Source organism: Phaeobacter sp. A36a-5a, assembly GCF_037911135.1.
Taxonomy (GTDB): Bacteria; Pseudomonadota; Alphaproteobacteria; order Rhodobacterales; family Rhodobacteraceae; genus Phaeobacter; species Phaeobacter bryozoorum.
This window is the reverse complement of record NZ_JBBLYU010000001.1, coordinates 2,113,023-2,130,780: the sequence shown is the minus strand read 5'-3', so window position 1 is coordinate 2,130,780 and position 17,758 is coordinate 2,113,023. Positions and strand designations below refer to the sequence as shown.

Here is a 17,758-nt window from a genome sequence, read left to right as displayed (position 1 = left end):
CCTGCGACGGGCGCTCCACGCGCAACAGCGCTGAGCGGCGCCTGATTGTCCATTTTCGCCACGCAGCAGGGGGCTTTGCCGTGGATTCCCGCGCCTGCGACGAAAAACCGGTTCCCCTGTCTGCGCGGTCTCGTTATACGGAGCGTCGGTTTCAACCAGCATACATGAGGACCTGAGATGGCCAATGTCGTGGTAGTCGGCGCCCAATGGGGTGACGAAGGTAAAGGCAAGATTGTCGATTGGCTCAGCGAACGCGCTGATGTCATTGCGCGTTTTCAAGGCGGCCATAACGCCGGTCATACGCTGGTGATCGACAGCAAGGTCTACAAGCTGCACGCGCTGCCCTCGGGCGTGGTGCGTGGCGGCAAGCTCTCGGTCATTGGCAATGGCGTGGTGCTGGACCCCTGGCATCTGATGAAAGAGATCGAGACCGTGCGCGCCCAGGGCGTGGACATCTCTCCCGAGACGCTGATGATTGCGGAGAACACGCCGCTGATCCTGCCGTTGCATGGCGAGCTGGACCGGGCGCGCGAAGAGGCGGCCTCCAAGGGCACCAAGATCGGCACCACCGGTCGTGGCATCGGCCCGGCCTATGAGGACAAGGTGGGCCGTCGCGCAATCCGTGTCGCGGATCTGGCGGATGAGGCGACCCTGGTCGCACGTGTTGATCGTGCGTTGCAGCACCATGATCCGCTGCGCAAGGGTCTGGGCATCGAGGCCGTGGATCGCGACGATCTGATCGCGCAGCTGAAAGAGATCGCCAAGGATATCCTGCCCTTTGCCGCACCGGTGTGGAAAGTGCTGAATGAAAAGCGCAAGGCGGGCAAGCGGATCCTGTTTGAAGGGGCGCAGGGTGCGCTTCTGGATATTGATTTCGGGACCTACCCGTTTGTGACCTCCTCCAACGTGATTGCCGGTCAGGCGGCAACCGGTGTGGGCATTGGTCCGGGCTCCATCGACTATGTGCTGGGCATCGTGAAGGCCTATACCACCCGTGTGGGCGAAGGCCCGTTCCCGACCGAGCTGCTGAATGCGGATGGCACCCCGGATGCGGATGGCGAGCGTCTGGGCACCCGTGGTCATGAATTCGGCACCACCACCGGCCGTCAGCGCCGCTGTGGCTGGTTTGATGCCTGCCTTGTGCGTCAGACCTGTGCCACCTCCGGCATCACCGGCATTTCGCTGACCAAACTGGACGTATTGGACGGGTTCGAGACGCTGAAGATCTGTGTCGGCTATGAGCTGGACGGCGCGCGTCTGGACTATCTGCCGACCGCAGCCGACCAGCAGGCGCGCTGCACCCCCATCTATGAAGAGATGCCGGGCTGGAGCGAGAGCACCGAAGGGGCGCGCAGCTGGAACGACCTGCCTGCCAATGCCATCAAATACGTCAAGCGCGTGGAAGAGCTGATCGACTGCCCGGTTGCGCTTTTGTCCACCAGCCCGGAGCGGGACGACACCATTCTGGTGACCGATCCCTTTGCCGACTGATGTCGGGCGAGGGTGGTCTGAGCTATAAGGCGCGGCGGCGCTGGGCGCTGGTGATCCTGCTGATTGGCATGCCGGTCTATATCGTGCTGGCGGTCAATGTGATCAGCTGGCTGGACCGGCCGTCGCTGCTGGTTGAGCTGATTGTCTATGTGCTGCTGGGTGTCCTGTGGATTCTGCCGTTCAAATTCGTCTTTCGCGGTGTCGGCAAGGCGGATCCGGATGATGCGGATCAGGATCAGGGCTGAGGCGCCGGGATGACAGCCGGGGAGGGGCGCCGCCCCTCTTGACCTGACGGTCAATTCACCCCGGAGTATTTCGGGAAAGATGACAGGTCGGCAGTGTCACGCCGGGCTGGTCTCAATCTAAAAAGGCGGCCTTTGTGGGCCGCCTTTTTTTTGTGTCATCTGGGTCGGGGATCAGCCTGCGGCGCGGTTGCCAGGCTGGAAGCCGATCTGGCCGGAGGCGGTGAAGCGGCCATTGTCGGCGCGTTCGATCTTGCCCTCGCGCAGGAGCTGGCCAAAGCTGCGCAGCCCGTCCTCGCGGTTGAAGTCGGTGCCATCGACATCGCGGACCTTGTTCATCAGCTGCGGACGCGAGAAGTGATCGCGGCCTTCGACAAAGCTCATGTAGGCGGCGGCAGCTTCGAGAAGTTCGGCCAGTTCCACGGCGCCGGATTTCGCAGCATAGGCCGCAAAGCCGCCGTCGCTGCCGCTGTTGCGCGGGGCCTCTTCGGCCAGCACGGCGGCGGAGACCCGGCGCGGGCGCACGGGGGCGGCGGCGCTGTCGTCGATGCGCTGTTCCTGGACCAGTTGCAGCGGTGCGGGGCGGCTCGCCGGTTTGGCGGGCCGCTGGTCGGCGGTCTCGCGGGATTCGGGGCGGCGCGGGCGCACCACGCTGGCCAGATCGTCACGGTAGACCTGAGCGTCGTCCTCGGCCTCCAGCGCGCCACCGGCAGAGCGCTCGGTCGAGGCCGCAGCCATGACCGCGCGCAGCTGGCTGTAGGTTTCGCGCGAGGTGGTGTTTTCGGGATCTTCCAGGCGTTCGTCAGCGGCGGCCATCAGACGGGCGATATCGCTGTCGGCGGTGCTGGTGGCGCCGCGTCGGGAGCCGGGCGCCACGGCGGCGGCGGCCTCTGCGGCGCTGTTGAGCGGTGCGTCAGTGCGGGGCGAGGCGCGCACAGCTGCGGCCGGTGCGGCGCTGTCCTCGTCCTCGTCATCCTCGTCGTCAAAGAAGGCCTCATCATCATCGCTGCCCAGCAGATCGGCCTCGACGGCGGCGAGTTCGGCCAGCAGTTCGGCCTCGTCATCGGGTGAGAGGCTGCTGCGGGTTTCTGGGCGGGTCTCTGGTCGGGCCTCGGGTGTTTCGGCGGCCTCGGGCGCCGGGGCGGCGGGTGTCGCCGGAGGGGTATCGGGCACAGTCGCGGCGGCGGTGTCGTCGAGTTTTTCCAGCGTGCCATCGGCCACGGCGCCTTCGATATCGCGGCGCTTGATCCGCAGCACGCGGCCACGTTTGCGGGGCGCGGCGGTTTCGGGCGCGGCTGGGGTCTCGGCAGCGGTCTCGCTCTTTGAGGTTTCTTCCGGGGCGCGCTCGGCCTGCTGGACCTCTGCCTGCTGGACCTCTGCCTTCGCAGGCTGTGGCTGGGCAGTTTCCGACAGGGGCGCGACCCTCTCGTCGAGATCGTCCTCAAGGCTGTCGGCCTCGGTGTCATCCGTGGCGCTGCTGCTGTCGGCGAAGAATTCTTCGGCGCCTTCGGGGACGTTGGGCACGCTGGGTGTGGCAGGAACTGACGGGGTGTTGCCGAGGTCGAGCCGGTTCAGCGCGGCGGCGATGGCGGCGTCATCCTCGTCGTTTTCGTCGGGCTCCTGCGCTGCGATCTGGCCATCTGCGGCGCGCGGAGCGTCGACGGCATCGTGATCGGCGGAGAGCGCGTTGGTGATTTCCTTGACCGCCTCTTCGCGGGCCTGTTCGGCGTGCTGGTCTTCGGTGAACTCATCAACCGGGGTCTTGGCCACAACAGCGCGGATGCGGCGCAGCTTAGCGGCGATGCTTTCGGCGTTGGTCTCGGCATCGGCCGTGGCGGCCGTACCGCTATCGTCTGGGGCATCCTGGGCCGCGAGGGCCGAGGCGGCAGCGGCTGCCGGGGCCGCGGCGATTCTGGCGGCGGCAGAGGTGGGGGCGACCTGCTGGACCGGCTGCAACTTCACCTCAGCCACAGGCGTCGCCGAGGGCTCTGACAGCGGCGCGCGGGCGTTGGGCGCGCTAGCCCGGGCGGTGCGGGCGGTGGGGTCTGTCGGTTCGGCAGCGCTGACAGGGGCCGGGGCAGCAGGGGCGGCGAGGGCGCCGGTGGCGCGATGCTGCGAGGTCTCTTCGCTGGGCTGCTGGGCAGCGGGGCGGGGCGGTGTTTCGCTCTGCGGCGGTGCGGTCTGTTGCGGCGGCGGCAGGGTGGCGGCGCGCAGGTGGATGCCCTCGGCGCTGGTGCGCGCCTCGACCTGGCGGGCGACCTCACGCTGGGCGATGCGCGCCAGCATTTCGGCGTCCGGCTGCGGCGGTTCGGCCCCGAAGTAGCGGTCATCGGAGGCCAGATCGCGGAAATACTCCGCAATGGCCTTCATCGTGCCGAAAGAATCGTCGAACCCCTCCAATGTGCAGGAAAAAGTCCCGTAGGAGACTGTCAAAACCTTATTGTTCTGTACCATCGGATAGGTGTCCTCGCCAAAGTCAGTGCCGTCTACGTTGACCGCCCAGGGGGTCAAATTGCGCCCGAATCCGTGCAATTGATCGTATCATTTTGTGTCCACATTGTGGTCTGTTTCCTTTTCTGCGAGTAATCGCGGCATGAAAGAGCTGATTGTTGAACGGTTTGAGCCGGTAACCCTGGTCGGGGCGGGCGCGGTGGATCCCGGGGATCTGGAGGCGGCGCTGGCGCTGGCACCGGTGCTGGTGGCGGCGGATGGCGGCGCAGCCCATGCGCTGGCGGCGGGGTATCGGCCGGTCGCCGTCATTGGCGATCTGGATTCGCTGTCGGCGGATGTGCAGGCGCAGCTCGCCCCCGGCACGCTGCACCATGTGGCCGAGCAGACCACGACGGATTTCGACAAGGCGCTGCGCGCGATCACTGCGCCGGTGGTGCTGGGGGTCGGGTTTCTGGGCGGGCGGATTGATCATCAGCTGGCCGGGTTCAATACACTGATGCAGCCACATCCCAGCCCCTGCGTGCTGCTGGGGCCGCAGGAGGTGGTGTTTCATCTGCGCGGCGAGATCGCCCTGCCGCTGGTGGCGGGGGAGGTGGTCTCGCTGTTTCCGATGCAGCGGGTGAGCGGCTGGTCGGAGGGGCTGGAATGGCCCATCGAGGGCTTGCAGCTGGATCCGATGGCGCGGGTCGGGACCTCCAACCGGGCGACGGGGCCGGTTCGGATCCGGGCCGATGGGCCGGGGCTGCTGGTGATCCTGCCACGGGCGCGGCTGGGCGTGGTGTTGGGTGCGCTGGCTGCTGGCTGAGGCTGGCGGGTCAGACGGCCGGCTGTTCCGGCGCAATGGGCGGGTCGCGGGTGAGCAGCGCAGCCCGCTCGGCGGCACTCTTGCGGGATTGGATCTGACGCTCGCGCAGGATCACGAAGAGGCCGGCCGCAACGGTGATCACAATCCCTAGGGCGGCAATGCCATTGGGCAGGTCGGCAAAGATCCACCAGCCAAACAGCGCGGCCACCGGAATCTCCAGATATTGCATCGAGGCGAGAGTCGCGGCAGGCGCGTAACGCAGGCTCCAGGTCATCAGCAGATGGGCGGCGGTGCCGAGGCTGCCGATGGCGGCCAGCAGCCCCCATTGTTCGGCGCTCGGCGTCACCAGCGACAGGGCGGGGATGTCCGTGACCTGTCCCAGCAGCAGCACCGGCAGCAGCATGACACAGGCCATGGTGCCGGAGACCGCCTGAAGGCCAACCGGATCGGTGTCCTTGGCGATCTGGCGGGTGACCAGCATGAACAGGGCAAAGACCACGGCAACCATCAGGGGCCAGAGCGCATGCAGGCCAACGGCGGCAAAGCTCGGCTGAATGACCAGAAGCGTGCCGCCAAAACCGACGATGCAGGCCAAGAGGCGCATCATGCCGACCTCTTCGCCAAGTACGTATTTGCCCAGCAGCAGCATGATGAAGGGCATCACAAAGGCGATGGCCACCGCATCCGCAAGCGGCAGGTATTTGAGGCCGGTGAACATCGCGCCGATGCCCGCGATATGCAGCAGCGTGCGCAGGAAGGTAAGCCAGAGCACGCGGCCCCGCATCCGCCACAGGCGCCCGGTGGCCCAGATCAGCGGCACTAGCAGCAGGACCTGCGCGGCAAAGCGGACAAACAGCAACTGCCCCAAGGGGATATGAGCGCCCAGCAGTTTGGCCACCGCGTCACCCAAGGGGGCGACGATACAGAAGCCGAGCATGAGCAGGATGCCTAGTGAGGGGCGGTCATGAGTCATAACGCCACGCTAGGCGTGGTGGCGGGGGGATGCAAGTAGGGGTTGAACCCGGCTGCGAAACCCCTGCGTGGACCGGGCCGCTATGGGCCCGATCCTGTGGGATTATGGTTCAGCAGTTCGGCACGTTCACGGCGAGGCCGCCGAGGGAGGTTTCCTTGTATTTGTCGTGCATGTCGGCGCCGGTCTGGCGCATGGTCTCGATACAGGCGTCCAGCGGCACGAAGTGCTGGCCGTCGCCGCGCAAGGCAAGAGAGGCGGCGGAGACCGCCTTGATCGCCGCCAGACCGTTGCGCTCGATGCAGGGGACCTGGACCAGGCCTTTGACCGGATCGCAGGTCATGCCGAGGTGATGCTCCAGCGCGATCTCGGCGGCGTTTTCCACCTGTTCGGGCGTGCCGCCCATCACCGCACAGAGACCTGCGGCCGACATCGCGGCGGCGGAGCCGACCTCGGCCTGGCAGCCGGCCTCGGCGCCGGAAATGGACGCGTTGTATTTGACCAGCCCGGCAATGGCGGCGGCGGTCAGCAGGAAATCCTCAACATGGGATTCGGACGCGCCCGGTACGTGGTCGAGATAGTAGCGGATCACCGCCGGCAGGGTGCCTGCGGCGCCATTGGTGGGGGCGGTCACGACCTGACCGCCGGCGGCGTTTTCCTCGTTCACCGCCATCGCATAGACGCTCATCCAGTCATTGATGGTGTGCGGCGCGTTGATGTTCATGCCGCGTTCAGCCAGCAGCGCATCGTGAATGCCCTTGGCGCGGCGGCGCACCTTGAGGCCGCCGGGCAGGATGCCGTCGCGCTCCAGTCCGCGGTTGATACAGTCGTTCATCACCTGCCAGATGCGGGCGGTGCCTTTGGTAAGGCTCTCTTCGCAGCCGCGCGCGATTTCGTTGGCGCGTTTCATCTGGGCGATGGATTTGCCGCTGGCCTTGGCCATCTCCAGCATTTCGGCTGCGGATTTGAACGGGTAGGGGACCGGATCGCCTTCGTCGGTGGCCTTGCCTGCGGCCAGCTCTTCCTCGGTGAGGACAAAGCCGCCGCCAATGGAGTAGTAGACCTGTTTCAGGATCACGTCGCCCTGGGCATCGGTGGCCATCAGGATCATGCCGTTGGCGTGGCCCGGCAGGGCGTGATCATAATCGAAGATCATGTCGGCCTTGGGGTCGAAATGCAGCTCGCCCAGACCCTCGGGGTGCATTTTATGGGTCTTGTCCAGCTCCGCCAGAAAGGCCTCTGCCTTGGCGTCGTCATAGTCATGAGCGACAAAGCCGCCAAGCCCGAGGATGGTGGCGCGGTCGGTGGCATGGCCGACGCCAGTGAAGGCAAGCGAGCCATGCAGCGAGGCGCGCAGCCCGTGAAAGTCAAAGGGCGAGGCGCGCATCAGGTCCAGAAACTTCGCGGCGGCCACCATCGGCCCCATCGTGTGAGAGGAGGACGGGCCAATGCCCACTTTGAACATGTCGAAGACGGAGAGAAACATTAGGTCGCTGATCCTTCTGGCGGCTGCGCGAGATGTGGCTGTGTAAACGGGGTCGGGCCAAGGCCTTCGGCCCTGGCGGCAGTAACTGTGCTGGCGCGGGTCTCAAGCCGGGAGAGCAGCCGGGCGAGGTCCGGGGTGTCGCTCAGCCGGAACCAGCTGCGGTCGCTGTTGCGCGGATAGAGCGCCATCCAGCGCATCATGCAGGCCAGATAGAGCGCAAGTGCGCTGGGACCGGCGCGATCATCGCTGGCGGAGGGACCGATGAACAGGGTCGGCGCGGTTGCGCAGGCGGCGTCCAGATTGCGCAGATGCGTCGCGATGCGGACCTTTAGCATGGCCTGAAGCCGGCGCTGGTCGTCCGGCGCCGCACCGATGTATTTTTCAGGATAGAACAACATGCGCAGATCGGCATGAAGCGTGTTGGAGGCATGAAACAGCCACTTCAGGAAGGCGGCGCGCTGCGGGCTGTCGGGGGCGGGCACCAGCGCCGTCTCGGGGTGTGTGTCGCCTAGCCACAGCAGGATGGCGGCGGTTTCAAAGATCGCACCGTCGGGGGTCTCCAGCACCGGGATCAGCCCGGTGGGGTTGAGCGCACGATAGGCAGCGCCATTCTGCGCACCGGCGCGGCGGTCGACCAGCGCGGTGTCATAGCTGAGGCCCATCTCTTCCAGCGTCAGCCGGATCACCAGCGAGGCATTGTCGGGGGCGTAATGCAGGCGATACTTGTCCATCGTGGAACCATTCTAAGATCTCCGCCGCCATGGGTAACGCCCGTTTCCGACGTTTCCAATAGGAAACACGCAGTTTGCGCAGAAGCTGGCACAGGTGGCGGCGCGAATGATGCGCCGGACGGTTGAATTCCCGATATCCGTGATCCTACTGTGCGGCGCAATATGCGGAATTGGCTGCAAGGATAAACAGGTGAGAGCGGATGTCGCGCCCTTCTTTTGATGACCTGACAGAGGCCCAGAAACTGCGGTTCGGCAATGGGGTTGGCCCCTATTGGCTGCCGGATCGCCTGCGGGCGCTGATTACCGACACCGCAAGCTGGTTCTTCTGCGATGCCAGCTGGCGGCACCATGATTTCGGCTATGCGGTGGGCGGTGATCGCTGGGACCGGGCGCGCTGCGACTGGAAGTTCTTTGTCGCGATGCTGCATGACGCGGTGACACAGCGCTGGCCCCTGGCGCTGGTGACGGTGCCGACGGCCCTGCTGTTGAGTGTACTGTTCTATCTGGCGGTACGGATCGGCGGGCAGTTCGGATCCTTCGACTACCGGCAGGATTACGCGACGCTTGCCGAGATCCTGAGCACATCGCGCTGACCTGCCGCGATTATCTGGCCAAATATCCTGCCGGGTATCGTGCCCGTTTTTCTGCCCGTATTTTGGTACTGCATTTTATGCCCGTGTTGCGAAAACGTGCGCGCGGGCGCTGGCCTCTCGCGCCGGGGGCGGATTAGGCTTATACCACCAGAAGATAGCTTCAGGGAGATGCTGCCATGACAGGAGAACTATCGCCTATCGACAAGGCCAAGTTCGTTGCCGCCAAACGGGCAGCGGAGATGGTCGAGGACGGGATGCGGGTTGGGCTCGGGACCGGGTCGACGGCGGCCTGGCTGGTGCGTTGTCTGGGTGAGATGGTGCAGACCGACGGGCTGCGGATCAAGGGTGTGCCGACCTCGCGCCGTACGGCGGAGCTGGCGCTGGAAGTGGGCATCGAGGTGGTCTCGCTGGATGAGGCGAAATGGCTGGATCTGACCATTGACGGCGCTGATGAGTTCGACCGCGATCTGAACTTGATCAAGGGGGGCGGCGGTGCGCTGTTGCAGGAAAAGATCGTCGCCACTGCTTCGGACCGGATGGTGGTGATCGCCGACAAGGCCAAGGAAGTCGAGACGCTCGGCGCCTTTCCCTTGCCGGTGGAGGTGATCCCCTTTGGCTGGCAGACCACGCAGGCGCTGCTGGAGGAGACACTGGTGGCGATGGACGTGATGGGCCGCAAGACAACGCTGCGGATGAACGGCGATGCGGCGCTGGTGACCGATGAGGGCAACCATATTCTGGATCTGCATCTCAACCGGATCGGCAATGTGCGGCAGATGGCGCTGGTGCTGAACCAGATCCCCGGCGTGGTCGAGAACGGGCTGTTCGTCGATATCTGTGACACCGTGGTGGTCGGCTATGGCGATGGCAGGGTCGAGGTGCGCGACATCAATGAGGGTACGGTGGAAATCGACCGGCTGGATTTTGTCGAGACCGAGAATCTGTTCACGGATCTGATGGATTGAGGTGCAACGGATAGGGCCAGACGGCTGGGCTTTTGTCGGCCACCGCGATATCTGGAACCATATGACGACCACCGACATGCAAACCACATCTAACATATCGGCTGCCGATCCTGAGACGTGGGACCGGCCGGTTTCCCTGTCGGTGAGGCTGCGTGTCCCGGCAACACCGTTCCTTGTGTTCTCGCTTGCACTGCTCATCGCTTCGGTGTCGCAGAAAAACAATTGGTGGGTGCTGGATCAGCCCGATTTCGAGGTCCCTTACCTAGCGCCGTTGACCTATCTGTATTTGCTGACGCTTTTGTGCTTTCTGTGGGATGGGATCCCTCTCAGCTGGGCAGAGGTCTCTGCAAAGGGAATTACGACACGCACAGGCCTCTGCTCATCCTCCGCTAGGATCCCTTGGTCGAGAGTTGTCGCTGTTCAGGAAAAGCCATCGGATCTGCGTCTCGTGCCCTTTCGGCGATACCGGTATGCGTCGATTCTCGTGCGCGCTGAAGACGGCTCATTGACCAAACTTCGATGCCCATCGGAAAACGCTGATACAATTGAAACACGGCGGTTTCAGGCTGCGTTCGCCTCGTATTGGCCGGATTGGTCCTCGTCTTACGGCAAGGCGGTTGTAGATTAGACTGCTTTGTCACAAGCGTCTCGGTCTCTTCACGCGCTTTTCACGGTTTCGCGACTAAACCGCCCCTGGGCATAACAATCAGGGCGCAGTGTCCCCACCTGCGAGACTGGCAATTACCTCTGCGCTATGGGATACCTCGCGCAAGATATGAGAAGGGCGACTTATATGAGCTTTGATTACGATCTCTTTGTTATCGGCGGAGGCTCCGGTGGGGTGCGTGCGGCGCGGGTGGCTGCGCAGCAGGGCGTGAAGGTGGCGCTGGCCGAGGAAGACCGTTACGGCGGCACCTGTGTGATCCGGGGCTGTGTGCCGAAGAAGCTGATGGTGTTTGCCAGCGAATACGCAGGGATGGTCGAGGACGCGCAGGCCTATGGCTGGGATCTGTCGCCCGGCAGCTTTGACTGGGATCGGTTCAAGACCAAACTGCACGCCGAGCTGGACCGGCTGGAAGGGATCTATCGGAACATCCTGAAGAACAACGAGGTCGAGACCTTTGATCAGCGTGCCAAACTGGCGGATGCCCATACGGTCGAACTGGCCGATGGCACCCGCAAGACGGCAAAACACATCCTGATTGCCACCGGTGGCTGGCCGATCACGCCGGAGTTCCCCGGCTCGGAGCTGGCGATCACCTCGAATGAGATCTTCCATCTGGAGAAACTGCCCGAAACCATGCTGATTGTCGGCGGTGGCTATATCGCCTGCGAATTCGCCGGCATCATGAACGGGCTGGGGGTCAAGACCACGCAGTATTATCGCGGTGCGCAGATCCTGCGCGGCTTTGATGATGAGGCACGCGGGCTGATCTCCGAAGAGATGTGCCAGTCCGGTATTGATCTGCATCTGGGCACCAATGTGCTGGAGATGCGCAAAGAAGGCGACAAGATCTGGGTGAAAGCGACCAATGGCGATGAGAACCTGTTCGATCAGGTGATGTTCGCCACCGGACGCAGCCCCAATGCCGACAACCTCGGCCTGGAGGATCTGGGCGTTGCCCGTGATCGCGCGGGCGCCATCGTGGTTGACCAGTACAGCCAGACTGGCGTGCCCTCGATCTATGCGGTGGGGGATGTGACCAACCGGGTGAACCTGACACCGGTCGCCATCCGCGAGGGCATGGCCTTTGTCGAGACGGTGTTCAACGGCAATCCGACCAGCCCGGACCATGACCTTATTCCGACGGCGATCTTCACCCAGCCGGAAATGGGCACCGTGGGGCTGAGCGAGGAAGCGGCGGCAGAGCAGGAGGAGATCGAGGTCTATGCGACCTCCTTCAAGCCGATGCAGCAGGCCTTTGCCGGGCGGGCGCAGCGGGTGCTGATGAAGCTGATCGTCTCCAAGGCGACGCGCAAGGTACTGGGATGTCATATTGTCGCCCCCGGTGCGGGTGAAATGATCCAGCTGGCTGGTATCGCCGTAAAAATGGGCGCAACAAAAGAAGACTTTGATCGCACCGTGGCGGTGCATCCGACGATGTCGGAAGAGCTGGTCACGATGAAGACACCGGTGCGGACGGCTTGATTTTTCAGGCAGAACACACAGGTAGAACACCAAGCCGCGATGGGCGGCAAGATAGGGATTGGACACATATGGCGGGCAATAATGGTGGCCCCTGGGGGGGCGGCGGCTCTTCTGGCGGCTCAGGCAACAGAGGCAACAACCAGGGCGGTGACGACAACCGGGGCGGCGGACGTCGTCCTGATGAAGGTCAGATCCCCGAGATCGACGAGCTGGTCAAGAAAGGCCAGGAGCAGCTGCGCGTTCTGATGGGCGGTCGCGGTGGTGGCACCGGCGGCGGCGGTCGCGGTGGTGCTGGCGGCGGCGGTGGCCCGCAGCTGACCAAGGGCACCCTTGCGCTGGGCGCGCTGGCTGCGGTTGGCTTCTGGGCTTTTGCCAGCTTTTACACGGTGAAGCCGGAAGAACAGTCGGTTGAGCTGTTCCTTGGGGAGTATTCCGCAACCGGGCAGCCGGGCCTGAACTTCGCGCCCTGGCCGCTGGTGACCAAGGAAATCCTGCCGGTGACCCGTGAACAGACCGAAGACATCGGCGTCGGTGGCGGTATCAGCTCCGATGCAGGGCTGATGCTGACCGGCGACGAGAACATCGTCGATATCGACTTTCAGGTGGTCTGGAACATCAATGATCCGGCGAAATACCTGTTCAACCTGCGCGATGCCCGCACCACGATCCGCGCGGTGTCGGAATCGGCAATGCGCGAGATTATCGCCCAGTCCGAGCTGGCGCCGATCCTGAACCGGGACCGGGGCGCGATTGCCTCGCGTTTGCAGGACCTGATCCAGTTCACGCTGGATGACTATGACAGTGGGATCAACATCATCCGGGTGAACTTTGACAAGGCCGACCCGCCCGCATCGGTGATCGCGGCGTTCCGGGATGTTCAGGCGGCTGAACAGGAACGTGACCGGCGCCAGAACGAAGCGGATGCCTATGCCAACAACGCGCTGGCCGAGGCCCGTGGTCAGGCGGCGGAACTGCTGGAGAAAGCCGAAGGGTATCGTGCACGTGTCGTGAACGAAGCCCAGGGTGAAGCCAGCCGTTTCTCTGCGGTTCTGACCGAATATGAAAAGGCCCCGGATGTGACCCGCAAGCGTCTTTATATCGAGACCATGGAGAAGGTGCTGAGCCGCGTCGACAAGATCATCCTGGATGAGCAAACCGGCGAAGGACAGGGCGTGGTGCCATATCTGCCGCTTAATGAACTGCGCCGTGGAGGAAGCAACTGATGCGTAAATCAACTCTCTTGCTGCCCGCGCTGGTGATTGTGGCGATCACGGCACTGTCGTCGGTGTTCATCGTCGACGAGCGCGAAAAGGCGCTGGTTCTGCAGTTTGGCCGGGTTGTCTCGGTCAAGGAAGAGCCGGGGCTGGCGTTCAAGATCCCGCTGATCCAGGAAGTGGTGCGTTATGACGACCGCATTCTGAGCCGGGATATCGACCCGCTGGAAATCACCCCGTCGGATGACCGCCGTCTGGTGGTAGATGCCTTTGCCCGCTATCGGATCACCGATGTGAACCGGTTCCGTCAGGCGGTGGGTGCCGGTGGTATCGCAACGGCTGAAAACAGGCTGGACTCGATCCTGCGGGCGCAAACCCGTGAGATCCTCGGCTCTGTCAGCTCAAACGACATCCTGTCCTCGGACCGGGCGGCGCTGATGCTGCGGATCCGCAACGGGGCTATCAGCGATGCCCGTTCATTGGGGATCACCATCATCGACGTGCGGCTGAAGCGGACCGACCTGCCCACCGAAAACCTCGACGCGACCTTTGAGCGGATGCGGGCGGAGCGTGTGCGCGAAGCGACCGATGAGCGTGCCCGTGGTAACGAGGCCGCCCAGCGGATCCGGGCGCAGGCTGACCGGACCGTGGTTGAGCTGGTCTCAGATGCGCAGCGCGAAGCGGAGATCATCCGCGGTGAAGCAGACGCCGAACGCAACGCGATCTTTGCGCAGGCTTATGGCGCGGACCCGGAGTTCTTTGAATTCTACCGTTCGCTCAATGCCTATGCGACCTCGTTGCAGGCCGGGAACTCCACCATGGTGCTGTCGCCGAACAATGAGTTTTTCAACTATCTGAAATCCTCAAGCGGCAAACCGGCAGCGGCTGCGCAGCAATGATCGGCCCGCAGAAGCTTTGCGTGGATTGACGAGACATCAAACAGGGGCTGGCCGTGAGGCTGGCCCCTTTTCTGTAAAAGCTTCCCCGGCGGCAGCTCACCGGGTTTCACTTCGAATTGAATACGTGCAACATTCGTTGTGACGGTTCTTGGAAAGACTACATTAACGCCCATGACCCGCAGCGGATCCAGAGGCGCCCACCCGCCCAGGCCCGCCGCTGGATATGGAATATGGCGACAACTAAGGAGTAGTTTCGTGCAGCCACAGGCAAAGAACAACACAATCAGCGGCGCCCGCGCCCTTGCCCGCGCCCCCGCGCGGCAGGCGACGCAGTGGCGCCTGCTCTGGCTGGCCATGATCAGCACCCTGATGGTGCTGGCGCAGGTGGCCATCGCCCAGGCCCGGCCTGAAAGCCTGGCCCCGCTGGCCGACAAGGTGAGCCGGGCGGTGGTGAATATCACCACGACAACTGTTGTTGAGGGACGCACCGGTCCGCAGGGCATCGTGCCCGAGGGCTCACCTTTTGAGGATTTCTTTCGCGAGTTCCAGGACCGCAACGGCGATCAGGGCGACCGTCCGCGCCGCTCTTCGGCGCTGGGATCGGGGTTTGTGATTTCTGAAGATGGCTATATCGTCACCAACAACCACGTGATCGAAGAAGCCGATGAGATCGAGATCGAATTCTTCCCCGGTGAAGGCCAGCCGTCGCAGCCGCTGCCCGCAAAGGTGGTCGGCACTGATCCCAACACCGATATCGCGCTGTTGAAGGTCGATGCGCCGATGCCGCTGACCTTTGTCAAATTTGGCGACAGCGATCTGGCCCGCGTTGGCGACTGGGTTGTCGCGATGGGCAACCCGCTGGGGCAGGGCTTCTCGCTGTCTGCCGGGATCGTGTCGGCGCGCAACCGCGAGCTGTCGGGGTCTTATGACGACTACATCCAGACCGATGCGGCGATCAACCGGGGCAACTCCGGCGGACCGCTGTTCAACATGGATGGTCAGGTCGTCGGTGTGAACACGGCGATCCTGTCGCCCAACGGCGGCTCGATTGGGATCGGTTTCTCGATGGCTTCCAATGTGGTCAGCAAGGTGGTGAACCAGCTGAAAGAGTTCGGCGAAACCCGCCGCGGCTGGCTGGGCGTGCGCATCCAGGATGTGACCACCGATGTGGCCGAGGCAATGGGTCTGGACAGTGCCAAGGGCGCGCTGGTGACCGATGTGCCGGAAGGCCCGGCGAAAGAGGCCGGCCTGTTGGCGGGTGATGTCATCCTGTCCTTTGACGGGGTCGATGTGAAGGACACCCGCGGTCTGGTGCGTCAGGTCGGCAATACCGAAGTCGGCAAAGCCGTGCGGGTGCGGGTATTCCGCGAAGGCAAGACCGAAACCCTGCGGGTGACCCTTGGCCGTCGCGAAGATGCGCAGCGCCAGAGCACGCCTGCCGCTGGTGATGACAGCGCGCCGGATATGGCGGAGAAACAGCTGCTGGGTCTGACCGTCAGCCGTCTGAGCGATGAGCAGCGCAGCGAGCTGAACGTGCCCGATGGCATGGATGGTCTGGTGATCACCTCGGTGGATGAAAGTTCGGAAGCCTGGGAAAAAGGCATGCGTGCCGGCGATCTGATCACCGAGGCGGGCCAGCAGAAACTGACCTCGATCAGTGAGCTGGAAGCGCGTATCGACGAAGCCAAGGAAGCCGGTCGCAAGTCGCTGCTCTTGCTGGTGCGCCGTGCCGGTGAGCCGCGGTTCGTGGCGCTGAACCTGTCGGAGTGATCCGTCAAGGGCCGCCCGTCGGTGGGCGGCCCGATCTGACCGGTCACCTGCCACAGACAGGCCGCAGACAGGCACCTGACGTGCGCGTAAGGCAGATACCACAACAAGCAGATACAATAACAAAAGGGCCGGGCAGGGATGCTCGGCCCTTTTGCGTGGATCATCACAGGGTGGCGAAATTGCCCCCGGCCCACAGGTCCGGCGTGTCACGGACTCACGCCGACGGGAGGCGTCTGCACATGGGTCCAATAACCCCAGGCACCCCCCAGGCACCTTCTGTTCGATCCAACAAGCTGTTCGTAGATATCCGCCGCCCCAGATGGCGCATTGGTCCCCGGTTGCGCCCGGCGGATGTCCCTGGGTCCCGTCGAGCCATGTGCCGTGACACATGGCTCTTGATGGGACAGGATGCCGTTGGGATGGAACGGATAACGGCAACCTGTCGTGACCATGCCCTGCCCGGAGCGGTCTGGTCTGTAACCCAGTTCACAATGGATTAAGATTTATCCGATTGCCGATCTCGCGCGGTGCGCTTCCCGGCTGGCGAGGGCAGTCTTTGGGAAAAGGTGCGGCGGGAGGATCCGGGGCCTGCGGAGATCCGAGCCTGCGGCTTTGTCAGCCGATGTCGGGGTCCGACAGCAGCCGCAGCGCAGCCCGGTCGCGGATGGTAAGACCGCCACGGCTGATATCGATCACATCGCTGCGTTTCCACTGCGACAGGGTTTTGGACACCGCCTCGCGGGTGGCGCCGACAAATTCAGCCAGCTCGCTCTGCGACAGCGACAACCGCCCGTCGCCGCCTTCGGTGGTGAGATACAGCAGTTTGCGCGCCAGCCGCACCGGCATCGGCAGAAACACCTGTTCGCTGTATTGCGTGTTCATCCAGCGCATCCGCTGACCAGCGAGGCGCAGCAGATCTCCGGCGAGCGAGGGATGGTGTTGCAGCTTGGCGAGCACGTCGCCGCTGCGCAGTCGGCGCAGGCGGCTGGGCTCCAGCGCGGTTGCGGTCGCGGTGCGGGGGCCGGGGTCAAACAGGGCGATCTCACCGAAGACGGCACCGGGGCGCATGATGTCCAGCGACAGTTTGCGCCCGGCAGAGGACAGGGTGGAGAATTCAATCGCGCCACTGACGATGGCATAGAGCGCGTCGCCCTCATCCCCCTGTTCAAACAGTTCTTCGCCAGCCTGCAGGAGGACTTCACTGGCCTGGCTGTCAAGCATTTCCAGCAACCGGTCGGAGGCACCAGAGAGGAACCCGCGGTCGGGCAACAGCCATTTGCGGCGGGCCGAGGAGGCCGCGCGACCGGTGCTGTTGCCGGAGGAGCTGCCCGAACTGTGCAGGGCACCGGTGGCTGGCGATGGGCTCATGTCAGACCTTCGGTGCTAGGGGACGGGGCGGGGCGGGGATCAGTTCTCAACGGCTACCAACCCCAGTCTGCGGGCGCTGACCAGTGACAGCTGGTCATTGTCAAACCCGTCGCGTTCCTGAAATTTGCGCACGGCGGCGCGGGTGTCGCGATCCAGGATGCCGGTGATCTGGCCTTGGTAGAGGCCACGCACCGCCAGGGCGCGCTGGACCGAGCCGACGAATTGCGGCGTCATATCCACCGGGCAGGGGGTTTCAAACCAGCTTTCGCGGCGCGGGCGCACGATGTCCTGTCGGGTCTCGCGGCGAAACCGCGCCGGTTCCAGCACCTGCCCGTCGGCGGCGGTTCTGGCAGGTCGGGTCATCACCTGCACGGTCACGGTTTCGATCACGGCGGGTGTGGTATGGGTGCCCCAGCAGCTGCCGGGGGCAGCGCCGGGCGGGGCGGCGGGAGCATTGCGCGACACCTGCAGGCTGCTGCCACCGGTCTGTGGCGCGGTACAGGCCGCAATCAGCACCACCAGCCCCGCCGTGGCCGGCAGGACTGTGCCTCGGCAGATATGCCGCAAAAAGGCCTGCCCCAGCCAGGGCCCGTGCGGGCGCAAGAGGTCAGACATGAACAAAGT

At 64.0% G+C, this 17,758-nt stretch carries 15 protein-coding genes; 9 read left to right on the top strand and 6 right to left on the bottom strand.

The window, feature by feature from the left end; genetic code table 11:
- Positions 1-177: 177 nt before the first annotated feature.
- Both WLQ66_RS09890 and WLQ66_RS09885 read left to right on the top strand, forming a co-directional pair.
- Positions 178-1,491, top strand: coding sequence for an adenylosuccinate synthase (locus WLQ66_RS09890; protein WP_340546139.1), 1,314 nt, complete (start codon positions 178-180; stop codon positions 1,489-1,491).
- On the top strand, positions 1,491-1,736 hold the full coding sequence (locus WLQ66_RS09885) for a DUF2842 domain-containing protein (protein WP_340546138.1): 246 nt from the start codon (positions 1,491-1,493) through the stop codon (positions 1,734-1,736). Before WLQ66_RS09890 ends, WLQ66_RS09885 begins: the two co-directional genes overlap by 1 nt.
- A gap of 171 nt (positions 1,737-1,907) precedes the next feature.
- On the opposite strand, the gene WLQ66_RS09880 is transcribed toward WLQ66_RS09885, so the two are convergent.
- On the bottom strand, positions 1,908-4,187 hold the full coding sequence (locus WLQ66_RS09880; RefSeq protein WP_340546137.1) for a chemotaxis protein CheA: 2,280 nt from the start codon (positions 4,185-4,187) through the stop codon (positions 1,908-1,910).
- Between the two features lie 139 nt (positions 4,188-4,326).
- On the opposite strand from WLQ66_RS09880, the gene WLQ66_RS09875 reads away from it, so the two are divergent.
- Positions 4,327-4,989, top strand: a complete 663-nt coding sequence (locus tag WLQ66_RS09875) for a thiamine diphosphokinase (RefSeq protein ID WP_340546136.1) — start codon at positions 4,327-4,329, stop codon at positions 4,987-4,989.
- Between the two features lie 10 nt (positions 4,990-4,999).
- Here WLQ66_RS09875 and WLQ66_RS09870 read toward each other — a convergent pair whose 3' ends face one another.
- From WLQ66_RS09870 to WLQ66_RS09860, 3 genes are all read right to left on the bottom strand, one after another.
- Positions 5,000-5,962, bottom strand: a complete 963-nt coding sequence (locus WLQ66_RS09870; protein ID WP_340546135.1) for a DMT family transporter — start codon at positions 5,960-5,962, stop codon at positions 5,000-5,002.
- A gap of 109 nt (positions 5,963-6,071) precedes the next feature.
- The gene (locus tag WLQ66_RS09865; protein WP_340546134.1) at positions 6,072-7,445 is read right to left on the bottom strand and encodes an L-serine ammonia-lyase; all 1,374 of its coding nucleotides are present in this window, start codon (positions 7,443-7,445) and stop codon (positions 6,072-6,074) included.
- The gene (locus WLQ66_RS09860) at positions 7,445-8,176 is read right to left on the bottom strand and encodes a glutathione S-transferase family protein (RefSeq protein ID WP_340546133.1); all 732 of its coding nucleotides are present in this window, start codon (positions 8,174-8,176) and stop codon (positions 7,445-7,447) included. The genes WLQ66_RS09865 and WLQ66_RS09860 overlap by 1 nt, the downstream gene beginning before the upstream one ends.
- A gap of 200 nt (positions 8,177-8,376) precedes the next feature.
- Between WLQ66_RS09860 and WLQ66_RS09855 the strand changes: the two genes are divergently transcribed.
- From WLQ66_RS09855 to WLQ66_RS09830, 6 genes are all read left to right on the top strand, one after another.
- Positions 8,377-8,769: a hypothetical protein gene (locus tag WLQ66_RS09855; protein WP_340546132.1), complete on the top strand. Its 393-nt coding sequence runs from the start codon at positions 8,377-8,379 to the stop codon at positions 8,767-8,769.
- A 176-nt stretch (positions 8,770-8,945) separates the two neighbouring features.
- On the top strand, positions 8,946-9,734 hold the full coding sequence (gene rpiA, locus WLQ66_RS09850) for a ribose-5-phosphate isomerase RpiA (RefSeq protein ID WP_340546131.1): 789 nt from the start codon (positions 8,946-8,948) through the stop codon (positions 9,732-9,734).
- A gap of 793 nt (positions 9,735-10,527) precedes the next feature.
- Positions 10,528-11,883: a glutathione-disulfide reductase gene (gene gor / locus WLQ66_RS09845; protein WP_340546130.1), complete on the top strand. Its 1,356-nt coding sequence runs from the start codon at positions 10,528-10,530 to the stop codon at positions 11,881-11,883.
- 68 nt (positions 11,884-11,951) lie between these two features.
- Complete coding sequence (gene hflK, locus WLQ66_RS09840) at positions 11,952-13,106, top strand: FtsH protease activity modulator HflK (RefSeq protein WP_061049028.1); 1,155 nt, start codon at positions 11,952-11,954, stop codon at positions 13,104-13,106.
- Positions 13,106-13,996, top strand: coding sequence for a protease modulator HflC (hflC, locus tag WLQ66_RS09835; RefSeq protein ID WP_340546129.1), 891 nt, complete (start codon positions 13,106-13,108; stop codon positions 13,994-13,996). Before hflK ends, hflC begins: the two co-directional genes overlap by 1 nt.
- A 255-nt stretch (positions 13,997-14,251) precedes the next feature.
- Complete coding sequence (locus tag WLQ66_RS09830) at positions 14,252-15,766, top strand: Do family serine endopeptidase (protein WP_340546128.1); 1,515 nt, start codon at positions 14,252-14,254, stop codon at positions 15,764-15,766.
- 615 nt (positions 15,767-16,381) lie between these two features.
- Here WLQ66_RS09830 and WLQ66_RS09825 read toward each other — a convergent pair.
- Both WLQ66_RS09825 and WLQ66_RS09820 read right to left on the bottom strand, forming a co-directional pair.
- Positions 16,382-17,134, bottom strand: coding sequence for a Crp/Fnr family transcriptional regulator (locus tag WLQ66_RS09825; RefSeq protein WP_340546127.1), 753 nt, complete (start codon positions 17,132-17,134; stop codon positions 16,382-16,384).
- Positions 17,135-17,173: 39 nt separating this feature from the next.
- On the bottom strand, positions 17,174-17,749 hold the full coding sequence (locus tag WLQ66_RS09820; protein WP_340546126.1) for a peptidoglycan-binding domain-containing protein: 576 nt from the start codon (positions 17,747-17,749) through the stop codon (positions 17,174-17,176).
- Between the last annotated feature and the right edge of the window lie 9 nt (positions 17,750-17,758).